Source organism: Candidatus Pelagibacter sp. PS_34, assembly GCF_059417845.1.
Genome location: NZ_CM182068.1, coordinates 812,638 through 828,851 on the forward strand (window position 1 = coordinate 812,638; position 16,214 = coordinate 828,851).

The 16,214-nt window shown below is 28.1% G+C and carries 17 protein-coding genes; 7 read left to right on the plus strand and 10 right to left on the minus strand.

Features of this window, described 5'->3' with window-relative positions; all coding sequences use genetic code 11:
* Window positions 1-18 precede the first annotated feature (18 nt).
* Complete coding sequence (locus tag AC5SL3_RS04425) at window positions 19-2,352, minus strand: penicillin-binding protein 1A (RefSeq protein ID WP_494577629.1); 2,334 nt, start codon at window positions 2,350-2,352, stop codon at window positions 19-21.
* A 102-nt stretch (window positions 2,353-2,454) separates the two neighbouring features.
* Between AC5SL3_RS04425 and AC5SL3_RS04430 the strand changes: the two genes are divergently transcribed.
* Window positions 2,455-4,311, plus strand: coding sequence for an Rne/Rng family ribonuclease (locus tag AC5SL3_RS04430; RefSeq protein WP_494577630.1), 1,857 nt, complete (start codon window positions 2,455-2,457; stop codon window positions 4,309-4,311).
* On the opposite strand, the gene AC5SL3_RS04435 is transcribed toward AC5SL3_RS04430, so the two are convergent.
* Window positions 4,308-5,081, minus strand: coding sequence for a thiazole synthase (locus tag AC5SL3_RS04435; RefSeq protein ID WP_494577631.1), 774 nt, complete (start codon window positions 5,079-5,081; stop codon window positions 4,308-4,310). The genes AC5SL3_RS04430 and AC5SL3_RS04435 overlap by 4 nt on opposite strands.
* Before the next feature lie 2 nt (window positions 5,082-5,083).
* The gene (gene thiS / locus AC5SL3_RS04440) at window positions 5,084-5,302 is read right to left on the minus strand and encodes a sulfur carrier protein ThiS (RefSeq protein ID WP_494577633.1); all 219 of its coding nucleotides are present in this window, start codon (window positions 5,300-5,302) and stop codon (window positions 5,084-5,086) included.
* A 16-nt stretch (window positions 5,303-5,318) separates the two neighbouring features.
* On the opposite strand from thiS, the gene aroQ reads away from it, so the two are divergent.
* The 3 genes from aroQ to accC are packed head-to-tail and all read left to right on the plus strand — an operon-like array spanning window position 5,319 to window position 7,518.
* On the plus strand, window positions 5,319-5,759 hold the full coding sequence (gene aroQ / locus AC5SL3_RS04445; RefSeq protein ID WP_494576347.1) for a type II 3-dehydroquinate dehydratase: 441 nt from the start codon (window positions 5,319-5,321) through the stop codon (window positions 5,757-5,759).
* On the plus strand, window positions 5,756-6,181 hold the full coding sequence (locus AC5SL3_RS04450) for an acetyl-CoA carboxylase biotin carboxyl carrier protein (RefSeq protein WP_494577634.1): 426 nt from the start codon (window positions 5,756-5,758) through the stop codon (window positions 6,179-6,181). The genes aroQ and AC5SL3_RS04450 overlap by 4 nt, the downstream gene beginning before the upstream one ends.
* Window positions 6,181-7,518: an acetyl-CoA carboxylase biotin carboxylase subunit gene (accC, locus tag AC5SL3_RS04455; RefSeq protein WP_271487288.1), complete on the plus strand. Its 1,338-nt coding sequence runs from the start codon at window positions 6,181-6,183 to the stop codon at window positions 7,516-7,518. The genes AC5SL3_RS04450 and accC overlap by 1 nt, the downstream gene beginning before the upstream one ends.
* Here the strand turns inward: accC and AC5SL3_RS04460 are convergent.
* Both AC5SL3_RS04460 and AC5SL3_RS04465 read right to left on the minus strand, forming a co-directional pair.
* Window positions 7,515-7,922: a DUF2155 domain-containing protein gene (locus AC5SL3_RS04460; RefSeq protein WP_494577636.1), complete on the minus strand. Its 408-nt coding sequence runs from the start codon at window positions 7,920-7,922 to the stop codon at window positions 7,515-7,517. The two genes, accC and AC5SL3_RS04460, sit on opposite strands and share 4 nt — an antisense overlap.
* Window positions 7,882-8,241, minus strand: a complete 360-nt coding sequence (locus AC5SL3_RS04465; RefSeq protein ID WP_494577638.1) for an NADH-ubiquinone oxidoreductase subunit NDUFA12 family protein — start codon at window positions 8,239-8,241, stop codon at window positions 7,882-7,884. Before AC5SL3_RS04465 ends, AC5SL3_RS04460 begins: the two co-directional genes overlap by 41 nt.
* A gap of 115 nt (window positions 8,242-8,356) precedes the next feature.
* On the opposite strand from AC5SL3_RS04465, the gene AC5SL3_RS04470 reads away from it, so the two are divergent.
* Window positions 8,357-9,178: a TSCPD domain-containing protein gene (locus AC5SL3_RS04470; RefSeq protein WP_494576355.1), complete on the plus strand. Its 822-nt coding sequence runs from the start codon at window positions 8,357-8,359 to the stop codon at window positions 9,176-9,178.
* Between the two features lie 2 nt (window positions 9,179-9,180).
* On the opposite strand, the gene aspS is transcribed toward AC5SL3_RS04470, so the two are convergent.
* Genes aspS through AC5SL3_RS04485 form a run of 3 tightly spaced genes read right to left on the minus strand, consistent with a single transcriptional unit; the run spans window position 9,181 to window position 12,704 of the window.
* Entirely contained in the window at window positions 9,181-10,965 is a 1,785-nt protein-coding gene (gene aspS, locus AC5SL3_RS04475; protein ID WP_494577640.1) for an aspartate--tRNA ligase, read from the minus strand.
* Window positions 10,966-11,628 (minus strand): HdaA/DnaA family protein, encoded by a 663-nt coding sequence (locus AC5SL3_RS04480; protein WP_494577641.1) that lies wholly within the window; start codon window positions 11,626-11,628, stop codon window positions 10,966-10,968. It abuts the gene before it with no gap.
* On the minus strand, window positions 11,625-12,704 hold the full coding sequence (locus tag AC5SL3_RS04485) for a hypothetical protein (protein WP_494577643.1): 1,080 nt from the start codon (window positions 12,702-12,704) through the stop codon (window positions 11,625-11,627). The genes AC5SL3_RS04480 and AC5SL3_RS04485 overlap by 4 nt, the downstream gene beginning before the upstream one ends.
* Before the next feature lie 11 nt (window positions 12,705-12,715).
* Here AC5SL3_RS04485 and purM point away from each other — a divergent pair, with 11 nt between their 5' ends.
* Together purM and purN are read left to right on the plus strand one after the other, a co-directional pair.
* The gene (gene purM / locus AC5SL3_RS04490) at window positions 12,716-13,744 is read left to right on the plus strand and encodes a phosphoribosylformylglycinamidine cyclo-ligase (RefSeq protein ID WP_494577644.1); all 1,029 of its coding nucleotides are present in this window, start codon (window positions 12,716-12,718) and stop codon (window positions 13,742-13,744) included.
* Complete coding sequence (purN, locus tag AC5SL3_RS04495) at window positions 13,722-14,300, plus strand: phosphoribosylglycinamide formyltransferase (RefSeq protein ID WP_494577645.1); 579 nt, start codon at window positions 13,722-13,724, stop codon at window positions 14,298-14,300. Before purM ends, purN begins: the two co-directional genes overlap by 23 nt.
* Here the strand turns inward: purN and ndk are convergent.
* Window positions 14,297-14,707 (minus strand): nucleoside-diphosphate kinase, encoded by a 411-nt coding sequence (gene ndk, locus AC5SL3_RS04500; protein WP_494577647.1) that lies wholly within the window; start codon window positions 14,705-14,707, stop codon window positions 14,297-14,299. The genes purN and ndk overlap by 4 nt on opposite strands.
* Window positions 14,700-16,157 carry a leucyl aminopeptidase gene (locus AC5SL3_RS04505; protein ID WP_494577649.1) on the minus strand — a complete coding sequence of 486 codons (1,458 nt, stop codon included), beginning with the start codon at window positions 16,155-16,157 and terminating at the stop codon, window positions 14,700-14,702. The genes ndk and AC5SL3_RS04505 overlap by 8 nt, the downstream gene beginning before the upstream one ends.
* Between the last annotated feature and the right edge of the window lie 57 nt (window positions 16,158-16,214).

The window sequence follows — 16,214 nt, forward strand, 5'->3', positions numbered from 1 at the left end:
TTAAATATTCATTGTCCATTAGTAGAACCTTAATATATTATTATTTTTTAATCTATTATTAATATCTTTATTTAATAAATTTTCTACTTTCATATCTTTATATGCTTCAATAATTGTTCTTCTTGTCCCAATTTCAGCTTTTTCTCCTGTAATAGGATCAATAACTTTCATTAAAATATTTTTTGCAACTTTAAACGGTCTTGCATCTTCTTTTTTTACAGCTTTTTTTACAAAGCTTTTAAAAATTGGTAATGCTGTTTTTGCTCCTGTTTCAAACCTTCCAAGTGATCTTGGATTGTCTGAACCTACATAAACTCCTATTACTAATTTTGAAGTAAATCCTATAAACCATGTATCTGTATTTCCATTTGTTGTGCCTGTTTTTCCAGCCAAATCCAAATTTAAATCTTTTAAATTTTTTCCCGTTCCATTTTGAACGGTTCCCTCCAATATCGAGGTCATTTGATATGCTGTTTCTGGGGAAAATATTTGCTCAAAACTGTCCTTTATATTTGGATAATTGTCACTTAAGTAAGATATTTGATCACAATTTATACACTCTCTCATTTCATTATTAAAAATTGTATTACCTTCACTATCTTGAATTCTGTCTATCATTATTGGTTTAACTAATTTTCCTCCATTAACAAAAGAAGAGTATGCAGATGTTAATTTCAATAAAGTCGTTTCTGCCGAACCTAATGAAATTGATAAAAGCTCACTGGGGTTTTCATAAATACCAAGTTTTTTTGAGAAATTAATAATTTTTTTAAGCCCAAGATCTTGTGCAATTCTAACTGTCATCAAGTTTCTAGATTTTTCTAACCCCATTCTTAGTGTTGATGGTCCATAAAATTTTTTTCCATAATTTTCTGGTTTCCACATTTTTAAATCAGATCCTTGCTCTAAAACTAGTGGTGCATCTAGAATTAAAGTTGATGGTGTATATCCATTCTCAAGAGCTAAAGCATAAACAAAAGGTTTGAAAGCTGAACCTGGTTGCCTTAGTGCTTGTGTGGCTCTATTAAATTCACTTTTTTTAAAGCTAAACCCTCCGCTTAGAGCTAATACCCGTCCAGTAAAAGGGTCCATAACAACAATTCCTCCATTAACTACTGGCAGTTGCCTTAAGGCAAATATATTTTTTGTTATGTTTTCAACATAAATAATATCTCCAATTTCTAATATTTCTTTAAAATCTTTTTTGATCCAAGAGATGTTTTCATACTTAATAATTCCTTTTTTTTCATATTCTGTTTCAATTTCTACTGAAAATTTATCAATCCTTTTAATTATTGCTAAATCCCAATTAATCGATCTTTCTAATCTAAATTTATCTAAATCTTTATTCCATTTCTCTAAATTTTTAATATTAGTCAATGGACCACGCCACCCTTTTCGTTTATCGTATTCAATAAGACCTTGTCTAAATGAGTCAGTTGCAATTTTTTGCAAGCTAATATTAATAGGTGTACTTATATTTAATCCTTGTTTGTAAACTTTATCAAATCCTAATTTTTCAACCACATCTTTTCTAATATCCTCTACGTAGTAACTAGTATCTTCTGTAAATATTTTTTTTCTTTTTTTTAATATTATTTTTTTCGACAAAAGCTCTTTTTGATTTTGTTTACTTATATAATTATTTTCAAACAAATTGTTTATAACTAAATCTCTTCTAAATTTTGCGAGTTCTATATTTTTATACGGGTTATATCTACTTGGAGCCTTTGGCAGAGCTGCTAATAAAGCTGCTTCCTCATAATTCAATTCACTAATTGATTTATCAAAATATTCTAAGCTAGCAGATGCAACGCCATAAGTACCTTCACCCAGATATATTTGATTTAAGTATAGTTCTAATATTCTTTCTTTTGAAAGGGCTCTTTCTATTCTAAAGGCAAGAATTGCTTCTTTAATTTTTCTATTGAAGCTTACTTCGTTTGTTAATAAAAAATTTTTTGCCACTTGTTGAGTTATCGTTGATGCGCCTTCCAATCTTCTTGATGCAACTACATTAGAAATGTTATTAATTATTGCTCTTAACACTCCTTTGGCATCTACACCTGGATGCGAATAAAAATTTTTATCTTCTGCAGATAAAAAAGCATTAATCACTTTTTCTGATATTGATTTATAGGGTACAAATATTCGTTTTTCTGATGAAAAATCATTCACCAACTCACCATCCCCTGAGTAAACTTTACTAGAAACTGATGGTTTATAATTTTTGAGGAATTTATAATCTGGTAAATTGTTAGAAAAAGCCCACAAAACAGCTAATATAGAAAATGCAGATAACAAACCAACACTTAAAACTACTATAAATATATTTTTAATTATTCGAAGCATTTTAGTTTAATATATACAAGAATTTGTTAAAGTTAAGGCATCAGAATTCAAACAAAATTTAAAATTATTTAAATATAAAATGAAACAATTAATCAAAAATATATGGAAAAAAATTTATACATTGATGCTTCGCATCCAAATGAAACAAGAGTTGTACTTAAGTCAGGTGAAAACATTGAAGACTACGAGTACGAAGGCTTAAAAAACAATTTAATAAAAAATAATATCTACCTCGGCAAAGTAAGCCGTGTAGAGCCATCTTTACAAGCTGCATTTATTGATTTTGGAAGAGATAGACACGGTTTTCTATCCTTTAATGATATTCAATCAGACTATTACCAAATACCTCAGAGCGATTTAGCAAAAATAAAAGAAGAGGAAGAGAAAGCTAGAGAAGAACTATTAAAAAAAAGTGAACTAGAAGAGCAAAAAAATATTAACGAGGGCAATCTTGATATTAATGATCCAGTTGAAGTAAAACCTGAATCTGAATTAGAAACTGATGATCAGACAACACAAGAGAGTGACGCTCCAATTACAGATACTGCTCAAGTAGATGAAAATAAAGAACAAACTTCGCCCACATTATACGGTAGAAAACCTGAAATAAGATTTAGATCTAAAAGGTATAAGATTCAAGAGGTTATAAAACCTAACCAAGTAATTTTAATACAAGTTTTAAAAGATGAAAGAGGACAAAAAGGTGCTGCGTTGAGTACATTTATTTCTATAGCAGGTAAATATATTGTCCTAATGCCCAATACACCAAAAGGTGGTGGCATATCTCGTAAAATATTTAACCCAGGAGAAAGAAAAAAAATTAGAACTATTTTAAACGATATAGTTATTCCAAAAGAAATGGGGCTTATTGTAAGAACTGCAGGATCAAACAAAACAAAAAATGATATTGATCATGATCTTCAAACTTTGATTAAAACTTGGAATGAAATTAAAGAAAATGCATTAAACTCTATAGCTCCATCATTAATCCATCAAGAAAGTGATATTATAAAAAGAACTTTGAGAGATATGTATGATGAAAGCACAAATAGTATCGTCATTGAAGGTAATGAAGGTTATAAAAAAGCCCAAAACTTTATGAAGTTAATGATGCCCTCTCATGTAAAAAAAATAAAAAAATATAGAGAAAAAGTTCCTTTATTTTTTAAAGAGAACATTGAAGAAAAATTAAATCAAATTTATGACTCAGAAATAAAACTAAAATCAGGAGGTTACCTAGTTATAAATCCAACTGAAGCGCTAGTTTCAATTGATATAAATTCAGGAAGCTCTATTAAACAAAAAAATGTAGAAAGTACTGCTTTAGACACTAATCTTGAGGCAGCAGAAGAGATATCTCGACAAATAAAAATAAGAGATCTGTCTGGTCTAATTATTATTGATTTTATTGATATGTTGAGTTTTGGAAATAGAAGGTTGGTTGAGAGAAAACTTAAAGAACAATGCAGAACTGATAGGGCAAGAATTCAAATTGGAAGAATTAGTACATTTGGACTTTTAGAAATGTCCAGACAAAGATTAAGGGAAAGTGCTATAAAATGGAAAGTTACTCTTACAGATGAGTCTTTTGCAATGAAGATTCTTAAATTAGTCGAGGTTAAAGCTGTTTTAACAAAAGCAAAATTTGTAGAACTTAAGATTTGTGAAAAGATATCAGACTTTATGAAAGAAAACTTTATTGAAGATTTAAAGTATTTTGAAGAAAAAAACTTAATTAAGATCGATATAATTGCGGATAACAGTCTTATTATTCCTGAATACATAATTGATCTTCAAAACAAAACTAAAAAAACAATAGAAACAGTTCAACATATAGAAAAGTTAAAAAATCTAGAAGAGCAAAAAAAAGAGGTTAAATCTTTTGAAAGTCCTATTAAAAAAAAGCCTTATAAAAAACCTTTTTTTAAAAAGAAATTTTTTAAAAAACCTGTAGCTTAGATAATTCCAGTTTTTGGAGAAGATGCGCTACCGTAAATAGATTTTTCTATACGACCTGCTAAATAAGATTGTCTTCCTGCAATTACTCCGTTTTTAAATGCCAATGCCATTTGAAATGGTTTTTTAGCTTTAGCGATTGCAGTATTAGCCAATACTCCATCACAACCTAACTCCATGGCAATAGCTGCGTCTGACGCTTGTCCTAAGCCAGCATCAATTATCAAAGGAAGTTTTGTTTGGCTTCTTATTATTTTTATGTTTGTTGTATTTTGAATCCCCAGTCCAGATCCTATAGGTGCTGCGAGAGGCATAATCGCACAAGCTCCTACATTCTCTAATCTTTTAGCCATTAAAGGATCATCATTACAGTAAACCATTACTCTAAACCCTTCTCTAGTTAAAACTTCTGTAGATTTTAATGTTTCAATCATATCTGGAAATAAATTTTTCCTATCTCCTAAGACCTCAAGTTTTACCAGTTTCCATCCACCAATTTCTCTTGCTAAACGTAAAGTTCTAAGAGCCTCTTCAGAATTAAAGCAGCCAGCAGTGTTTGGTAAGTAAGTTATTTTTTTTGGATCAATGTAGTCCATCAACAAAGGTTTTTTTTTATCAGAAATGTTTACCCTTCTCACAGCAACAGTGACAATTTCTGCTCCAGATAATTTAATAGCTTTTGCACATTCTGCCATACTTTTATATTTTCCAGTTCCAACTATTAATCTGGAATTAAATTTTTTTTTATCAATTATTAATTTATCGTTAACCAATTTTATCCACCTCCAATAAAATGAACAATTTCTATTTTGTCATTATTTTTTAGTTTTATAGTTTTTAAATTATTTTTATCTATTATTTCTTGATTTAATTCAATTGCTACTTTTTTAAGAGGTATTTTTAGCTCTTTTAAAAAAATAGAAAGGCTTAAATTTTCATTTATCGATGAAAATTTACCATTTAATTTAATTTTTATTTTTTTTATTTTTTTCATAATGTATAAGAATTTGATGAGTAATAATATTATAATTATTAATGGTCCTAATCTTAATCTATTAGGTGAAAGAGAACAATCACAATATGGATCAATAACTTTTGACAAATTAAAAGAAAACTGTTTGGGTAAAGCTAAAGATTTAAATATTAATTTAGAATTTTCCCAGTCAAATATAGAGGGTGAAATAGTTACAACCATCCAAGAGGCTAAAAGTAAATTTGATGGTATAATTATTAATGCTGCAGGTTTTACGCATACATCTGTAGCTATCAGGGATGCTTTAGATATTTATAAAAAACCAATTATTGAACTTCACATATCAAATATATATAAAAGGGAAGAATTTAGACACAAATCTTTAATCAGCGACATTGCTACTGGTGGAATTTTTGGTTTAGGTGATAATGGTTATATTTTAGCCATAATTGCAATGCAAAACATGTTACAGAAATGAAAATAGATAAAAATATCATTAAAGAATTAACTGACTACTTAAATGAATTCAATTTAACTGAAATTGAGTACACTGATAAAGATACTAAGATAAAAGTATCAAAATCGAATCCAGCTAATTCAAATCAAACTGTAAGTGTTGCTGCTTCAACACCAGCCCTTGAAACCGTTAAGTCGACTGTTGTTTCTGGAACTGAAGTTAAATCTCCTATTATTGGTACAGCTTATCTTGCGGCAGAACCTGGTGGTAAAAAATTTGTAGAAGTTGGAAAAAAAATTAAAAAAGGTGAAACGGTTATGATAGTTGAGGCTATGAAAACTATGAACCATGTTCCATCAACAGCAGATGGAATTATAAAAGAAATCTGTGTAGAAGATGGCCAACCTGTTGAATACGGTCAAACTATTATCATCGTAGAGTAATGTTTAAAAAAATTCTAATTGCAAACCGAGGGGAAATTGCAGTCAGAGTTATAAGAGCTTGCAAAGAATGGGGTATAGCAACTGTCGCTGTTCATTCTGATGTTGATAAAGATAGTATGCATGTAAGACTGGCGGATGAAAGTGTATGCATTGGCTCACACCAACCTGCAAATAGCTATTTAAATATCCCAGCTTTGATGTCAGCAATAGAACTTACAAAAGCAGAAGCGGTTCACCCTGGATATGGTTTTTTATCTGAAAATGCAAATTTTGCTAAAGTACTAGAGGAAAATAATATTAAATTTATTGGTGCTTCTTCAAAACTCATAGAGATGATGGGAGATAAAATTCAAGCAAAAAAAATTGCAAAAGAACATGGTCTACCTGTTATTGAGGGTTCTGAAGGCGGAATAACAGACATAAAGGCAGCCAAAGAACTTTGTAAAAAAATAGGCTTTCCAGTTCTGATTAAAGCATCCGCAGGTGGTGGTGGCAAGGGAATGAAAATCGTTCGTAAAGAAGAAGAATTTGAAACATTATTTTCAACAGCAAAGTCTGAAGCACAAAAATATTTTGGCAATGATGAAATTTATATTGAGAAATTTTTCCAAAATCCAAGACATATTGAAGTTCAGGTATTATCTGGAAAAAATAGAACAGTACATTTACATGAAAGAGACTGCTCAGTTCAAAGAAGACATCAAAAATTAATAGAAGAAACTCCTAGTCCAGTTTTAACAGATCAGATCAGAAAAGATCTTTTTGAAAGAACTGTAAATATGGTTAGTAAAATTGGTTATGAGGGTGCTGGAACTGTTGAATTTATATATGAAGATGGAAAATTTTATTTTCTAGAAATGAACACCCGAGTTCAAGTAGAGCATCCTGTAACTGAAATGGTAACTGGTATTGATATTATTAAAGAGCAAATTTGGATAGCTTACACTGGTGAAACAGCTTTAAAACAAAGTGACATTAATCCTAGGGGCCATGCAATAGAATGTAGAATTAATGCAGAGGATGCGAGTAAAAATTTTCAACCTTCACCAGGAACTATAGGAATGTGTCACCAACCATCAGGTTTTAGAACAAGAGTAGATGGTGCAATTTTTCAAGGTTATAAAGTTACACCATTTTACGATAGTATGATTTGTAAAGTTATCACTCATGGCAGAAATAGAACTGAAGCAATACAAAGAATGAATCGATCTTTAGATGAATTTGTTATTGAAGGAATAACAACAACAATACCTCTTCATAAAATTCTACTAAATCATAAAAAATTTGTTGAGTCAGACTTTAATGTTAGCTGGCTAGACAATGAAAAAGTATTCTAATAACATCTTGTTAACCAAATATCATATACTGGGTGATCAAAAGGATTTACTGCAGGACTAGATGAAAAAGTCCACCCATTAAATATAAACACTTCGTTGTTATCTTTATTAATTGTATCTTTAACCTGAATATAAGCTGTAATTTCTGGGCTGTCATCAAATTCAGAGTTTTTGCATTTGAGACTTTTTATTAATAAACTTTTAAATCTTAGCTCCTCTCCTATCTTTAATTTTAAAAGATCGGTCTTTGAACTTACTTTATCTAAAATTTTTATTTCAACAAATTTTCCTCCATTATTTTCACTAGCTACTAGGGGTGATGATAAGCTTTTTAAAAAAAAATAAATTAAAAGAAATAAGAAACTAACTTTTCCAGATTGTATATTTTTTTTTAATAGGATCATTATTTTTATTAGGATGATAGGCATTCTCAGTACCCGTTTGATTTGATTGATGCGGTTTTTGCCAATCATATTTTTTCAATTCATGATTGTTTTCAATTCTATTATTAGTGAAATGCATCCAAGAGTACCATTCATTAGGGATTTTTGATGCATCAATTTCATCATTGTAAATCACCCATCGGTTTCCAGATTTACTTTCGTAATATTTGTTGCCACTCGAATCTTTTCCAGCAAGTTTTCCGTAAAAAATAGTTTTTAATTTTGTACCTAGTGTTTCTTGGTTCCACCAAATGAAAATTTTTTTTAAAAGTGTCAACATATTATTTTATTAATTCTTCAATCCTAAATTGTATTATTTAAATTAGACTAAAGTAAGGATTTGTATATAAATTAATTATCTTACGATTCAAAATAAAAAATTAATTAAAGGAAAAATGGCAAAATATTTAGTAGAAACTTATTATACTTGTAGCTTTAAAGTTAATCATTATCTAGATGATATTAATGAAACAGAGTTGGCAAACCTTGAAAAACGGGACGATGGAAAATTTGAAGTTTTAGACGTTAAACTTGATACAAGAAAAACAAAAAGTTTAGATTCAAATAATAAAGTAACCGAGACTAAAAAAATAGATATTATTACTGAACAAAGCAAACCTAAGGTCATTTCAAAAGAAAATAATACTAATTTTGTTAAAAAAATTAACGAAGGTGTCAGTAAAAGATTTAGTATGCCTGATAGAAGAAAAGGTTACATCCAAAAAGCGACAATTGGCGACCATAAAGTTTATCTCCACACTGGTGAATATGAAGATGGTAAAATTGGAGAAATTTTCATAGACACAAGTAAAGAGGGTGAACTGGTAAAAGCTTTGATGAACAATTTTGCAATAGCAATTTCACTTGGTCTTCAATATGGCGTTCCTTTAGATGAGTTCATCAGTGCTTATGTTGATACTAAATTTGAACCATCTGGAAAAGTACACGGTAATGACAGAATAATGAGTGCTTCTTCAATACTTGATTATATTTTTAGAGAATTAGCAATTTCATATCAAAATAGAGAAGATCTTGCTCACACTCCATCAATTGGTGGATCAGATAGATCTTTACCTGAGGAAGAAAATACTGAAGATCAAAATCAATTACTTAAAATTATAAAAGATGTTACTAGCAAAGGTTTTGTTAGAAATAATTACAAAAAAAATCTTGTTGATTTATCTGATGTTAAAATAAGCTTAAAAGGTAAAAAGTAATATTATTTTTTCAGTTTTAAAGCTAAACCAAGCTCTTTAAGTTGCTCTTCGTTAACGTTTGATGGAGCGTTCATCATTAAGTCTTGAGCATTTTGATTCATTGGGAACATTGTAACTTCTCGAATATTCTTTTCATTTGCTAATAACATTACAATTCTATCAATACCAGGTGCTATACCACCATGAGGTGGGGCTCCATAACTCAAAGCATTGATCATTCCACTAAATTTTTCATCAACTTGTTCTTTTTGATATCCAGCAATCGAGAAAAGTTTATACATCAATTCAGGCACGTGATTTCTAATTGCACCAGAAGATAGCTCTATCCCATTGCAAACAATATCGTACTGATAGGCTTTAATATTAAGAGGATTATCAAAATCAATATCTTTTAAGTCTCCTTGAGGCATTGAAAATGGATTGTGACTAAATTCGATTTTATTAGTTACTTCGTTTTTTTCAAACATTGGATAATCAACAACCCAACAAAATGCGAAAGTATTTTCATCAATTAATTTTAAATCTTTAGCAATTTTATCTCTGGCTAGAGAGGTTATTTTTTCAACATCATTTATTTTGCCACAAGCAAAAAATATACTGTCCCCTATCTCAGCTCCAGTGATTTTCATAATTTCCTCTAGGGCTTCTTTAGAAAAAAATTTTCCAACCGGTCCTTTTGCTGAAATATTTTCTTCTTTTTCAATTGTAAAATAAGCAAGACCAGACGCTCCTTGTTCTTTTGCCCACTTATCAATATTATCAAAAAAACTTCTAGGTTTATCTTTTGTATTTTTTGTTACTATACATCTCACTTTAGAACCAGATTTTACAAGCTTTTTAAATATCTCAAACGTAACATCATCACGTGTAAAAATGCTTGATAAATCTGAAATTATTAATGGGTTTCTTAAATCTGGCTTATCTGATCCATACTTAAGCATAGATTCCTCATAAGGTATTCTTGGAAATTTTTCATACATCAATTTTTTTTCAGAAAATTTCTTAAAGACATTGACTATTAGTTTTTCAACAACTTGAAAGACATCTTCTTGTTCAACAAAAGACATTTCTAAATCAAGCTGATAAAATTCTCCTGGACTTCTATCTGCCCTTGCATCTTCGTCTCTAAAGCATGGAGCGATTTGAAAATATTTATCAAAACCAGAAACCATTATAAGTTGTTTAAATTGTTGTGGAGCTTGTGGCAGTGCATAAAATTTTCCAGGATTTAGTCTACTTGGTACTAAAAAATCTCTTGCACCTTCAGGGCTAGAGGATGTTAATATTGGTGTTTGGAATTCCAAAAACCCAAGTTTAGACATCTCGCTTCTAATAAAAGAGATAACTTTTGACCTTAAGATAATATTGTCATGAATTTTTTTTCTTCTTAGATCTAAGAATCTATACTTGAGTCTAATTTCTTCAGCATACTCTTGATCACTAAAAACTGGCATTGGTAACTCCTTGCAAGTACCCAACAGTTCAAATGAATTTATATTAACCTCAATCTCTCCAGTTTGAAGATCTGTGTTAATAGTCTCTTTTGTTCTCTCTACAACCTTACCATTTATCTTAATTACACTTTCTAATTGAATTTTTTCTAATGAATTAAAATTTTCGTTACTTTTATCTATGATACATTGAGTCATTCCATAATTGTCTCTTAAATCTATGAATAGTAAATTTCCATGATCTCTTTTTTTGTTTATCCAGCCTGATAAAACAACATCTTTACCACTACTATCTATTGTTAACTCACTACATGTATGTGTTCTATATTTATTCACTTATTCCTCAAGAGCTTCATTAATAATTTTAAAATCGATAGATTTCTTTTTTTTTAAACTAATCTTGTCAATTTTATATATGAATTCAAATATTTTGCTATACGATCTCTCAATTCTTTTAATAATAAAGTTAATCAGCTTTTTATCTAAAGTAATTTGCCTATCTGATAAATTTTTTAATATTAATGCAAACATTAGCTCATCATCAGGGTTTTGAATATTTGCAAAAAGACAGTTCTTTGTTCTAGATCGAAAATCTTCAAGTTTAAAATTAATCTCTGATATTGGTTTTATTGATGTGACTATTAAAAATTTGTTATCTTGATCTATTATATTAAAAAGTGAGTAAATCAGCTTCTCATTTATATTTAAATTTAAATCCTCTAAAACAATATTTTGGTAAGGTTTAATGGATTTAATATTTTCGTCATTTAATGAATTAACATCAATCCTAATGCCATTAAATTTTTTCAAAAAAATATTAACTAAGTGGCTTTTTCCAGAAAATTTTTCACCATTAATGTTTAAAAAATTTTTTTCCCACTTTGGCCATTTGTTAATCATTTCAAAAGCATAAAAATTACTCTTTCCAACATAAAAATCATCATCTTTAAAGTTTTGTTCATAATTAAAATCTAATAATAATTGATTTAAATTTTTCATTTTAATATCCACATATTATTCTTCATTTCGAATTCAAGGTTTTTTTCTCTCATGTCATTTAAAAATATATTAGGTGTGCCATTATAAGTAATTTTATATTGAATAACCTCACTATTAAAATTCAAAATACTAAAGTCAGAAACTAGATCTAAACTATAAAGTACCTGTTCCAACTCTTTAATTTTTTTAGTTTTTTTGGAATTAATAGATATTGTTATAGGAAGTTTTATGGAAGTATTAATTTCATTATTTTTTTTCCATTGATCCTCATAAAGCTGTTTTAAATTTTCAACAATATTAGAAAAGTCATTATTATTCAAAATATCTAATTTGGGATAGTTCTTATTTTGAATTTTCAAGTTATTATTTAAATTAATTTTTGAAAGTGTTCTTACTCTGTTGCTTTCTTTATATATTATTAAAATTATACTATCTTTAATATCATATTTATTAATTAGATTTGAAAAATCATAAGTTTCAATATCTTTTGAGATTTTTTGTAGCTCTATCAAATCTTCAATATCTTCACTTGGTAATAAATAATCTAACAAATCATATGAGTTTTTTTGTTCATTCCATTTATCGTAAAAAATATTGTTATTAAAAAGATATATATTGTTATTTTTAGTTTCTATAAGGATAGGAAATAATAAGACCTTATTTATTTGGGGTATGGATGGGAAAATATTTTTATTTTCTAAAAATTTAAGAATTTTTTTCTTATTAAATGTTGTTTCTAAATTTGCAAAATACTCATTATTTATAAATTTTTCATCACTAATAGTGAAAGAGTCGATCATCCTCTTAATTTCTTTTATAGAAACATTTTTAATCTTTTTTCTATCACCAGAGGTTGTAATCATTGAAATCAAATCAGAAAAGGAAGTTTGAAATCCTTTGTCAATTACGTTATTTTTTTCAAAATTTAATTCAAATGGAGAGGATATTTCAATATTAGGTACCCTAAATGCATTTGCACTAGAATAAGTTGTGGAAAAAAATACTATTAATAGAGAGAATAAAATAAAAGAAATATATACATTCAGTAATTTATAAAATTTATTAATTATTTGCATATAATATACTAATGAAAAAAGAAAAATTTACCTATGAAAAAAGCGGTGTAAACATAAATGCTGCTGACAATTTTGTTAAATTTATATCGTCAATATCATCAAATAATAAAGGCAAAAAAAAGTTTAATAATATTGGTGGCTTCGGCTCTATAACTAATATTCCAAAAAATCTTAAAAATCCTAAAATTGTTGCTTGTACTGATGGCGTTGGTACAAAAGTAGAGATTGCCAATTTACTCAATAAATACGATACAATTGGCATTGATTTAGTTGCTATGAGTGTAAACGACCTAATTGTTCAAGGAGCAAGACCACTTTTATTTTTGGATTATATTTCTATTAATAAAATTGATTTAAATAAATTAAAATTGATCCTCAAAGGAATAGTAAGAGGCTGCAAAACTTCTAACTGTGAATTGGTTGGTGGTGAAACAGCAGAAATGCCAGGTACCTATGAAAAAGGTAAATTTGATATAGCAGGTTTTGCAGTAGGTTTGGTTGATGAAAAAAAAATATTATCAAAGAAGAATATAAAAAAAAATGACTTAGTGCTGGCTATACCATCTAGTGGTGTTCACTCAAATGGTTATTCTTTAGTTAGACACGTGCTTAATAAAAAAAAGATTAATTTAAAAAATAATTCGTTTTTAAAAAAAGAATTACTAAGACCTACAAAAATTTATGTCAAAGAAGTTCTAAATTTAATTGATAACAATCTTTTAAATGGATGTGCAAATATTACTGGAGGTGGCCTAGCAGATAATATTAAGAGAGTTATTCCAGATAAATTAGTCGCTGATATAGATTTAAATAAAGTTAGAACTAAAAAAATTTTTAAATGGTTGAAGCAAAATAACATTGATGATAAGGAAATGTTAAAAACATTCAACTGTGGAGTTGGTTTTTGTTTAATAGTTAATCCTAAAAACTTAAATAAAATTACTAAATTTTTTACAAAAGAATTTAAACCCTATGTTATTGGAAAAATAACTACAGGAAAATATAAAGTTAAACTTAATGGTGAAATTGACTGGTCCTAAAAAGATTAAAACAGCAGTATTTATATCTGGAACTGGAAGTAATTTAAAAAATTTAATAAAATTTTCTAAAATAAAAAATTCACCTATATCCGTAGATTTAATTTTTTCAAATACTTCAAAAGCCAAAGGTTTAAAATTTTCAAATCAATTTAATATAAAAAAATATGTATCAAGCTTTAAAAACTATAGAATAGCTGAAGCAAAAATATTAAATTTATTAAACAAAGAAAATATAAAGTTTATTTGCCTTGCAGGTTTTATGAAAATTTTATCTAAAGATTTTATTAAAAAATTTAGTGGAAAAATAGTTAATATACATCCTTCTTTACTGCCAAAATATAAGGGGCTTGATACTCATTTAAAAGCAATACAAAATAAAGATGAGGTAGCTGGTTGTACTGTTCATTTTGTAACAGCAAAACTTGATTCAGGAAAAATAATTCTGCAAAAGAAAGTTAAAATTTCAAAAAAAGATAATTCTATTTCTTTAGCTAAAAAAGTTTTAAAACAAGAGCACAAGCTCTATCCAGCGGCTATAAAAAAATTATTTAATTAATCTTTAAAGAAAAAATTAATTTCAATTTTAGCATTTTCAACACTATCAGAGCCATGTACAGAGTTTTTATCAATAGAAATTCCATATTTTTTTCTTATAGTTCCTTCTGCAGCTTCTTCTGGTTTAGTTGCACCCATTAATTCTCTGTTTCCTAAAACTGCATTTTCTTTCTCTAACACCATCACAACTATCGGTCCTGAAGACAAATAAGCACATAAATCATTATAAAAAGGTTTAGTTTCATGAACTTTATAAAATTGTTCCGCTTCTGCTTTTGTTATCTGAATTTTTTTATCTTTGATAATTTTAAAACCTTTATCTATAAACATGTCTTTGATTTCATTATCTAAATTTCTTTCAACAGCATCAGGTTTAATGATTGATAGTGTTTGTTCTAAATTACTCATAATTATCCTCTATTAGTTGGTTTAATAATCTTACTCCATAGCTAGTTGCACCACCTGAATTTAAAGCACCTCCATATTTTGAAAATGCCATACCAGCTATATCTAAGTGGGCCCAAGGTGTTTTATTTAAAATAAATCTTTGTAAAAATTGTGCTGCGGTTGTAGATCCTGCGCCACCTACATAATTAATATTTTGCATATCTGCATTTTTTGAGTCTATAAGTTTGTCAAAGTTTTTATGCAATGGCATTCTCCACAATTTTTCTTCAACTTTATCACCCGCTTCTAATAATTGTTTTGACAATTTATCATCGTTTGAAAATAGACCTGCATATTCAGAGCCTAATGAAACTATAATAGCACCTGTTAAAGTTGCTAGATCAATCATAAACTTAGGTTTAAATTTTTTCTCAGTAAAAGTTAAAGCATCAGCCAAAACTAATCTACCTTCAGCATCTGTATTTAATACCTCTATTGTTTTGCCACTATAAGATTTTACAATGTCACCAGGTCTTTGAGCGTTTCCACTAACCATATTCTCAACAAGCCCTACAACACCAACAGCATTTATTTTTGCTTTTCTTATTGCTAAATTTTTCATTAAACCCACTACAGTAGCTGAGCCTGCCATATCATAAGTCATATCTTCCATAAACTTTGCTGGTTTTAAAGAGTAACCTCCAGTGTCAAAACAAACACCTTTTCCAACAAAAGCTAAGGGATTAGAATTATTTTTTGCACCATTCCATTCTATTGTTACAAGATATGATCCTCTAATACTACCTTGCCCTACACCAAGTAAAGCATTCATTCCAAGTTTTTTTAATTTTTTTTCATCATAGATATTTATTTTTAATCCAAACTTTTTAAGTGTATTTATTCTCTTTGCATATTCATCAGGGTGCAAAACATTTCCCGGTTCAGACACAAGGTCTCTTGCAAAAAAACTTCCTTCTTCTAAAGCTTTAAATCTTAAATGATCTTGAGTAGATATTTTATTTTTGTTTCCTATAACATTTACGGAAACAGTTTCTTTGTTTTTTTTAGATTTATAAATATTAAATTCATATGATTTTAATTTAAGTCCATGCAGAAAGTAACCAACGAAATTTTTAATTTTATTATTAATTGTATCTGAATTTACAAAGTATTCTTTTTTCTTATCATTATTAATATAACTGTGAAATTTAGCTCCTAAATTTTCTATATCTGATATTTTTATATCTTTCTTAATAGACACTAAAAATACTGTTTTTTTTGAATTAACTTTAAATAAAAGAAGATCTTTTTTTAAATCACTATTTTTTAGTAGGTCAGCTATGTATAAAAATTCAGAATTTGAAATATATTTTTTAAGATCTTTAATATTGAAATTTTCATCGACAAATAAAACAAGATTTTCAAATGGTTTATTGTCAAGTTTTTCTAAATAATTAATCTTAATAGACATAAATTTTTAAATACAATCTGAGATAGATGAATGCTATATATGAATAAATTTATTATA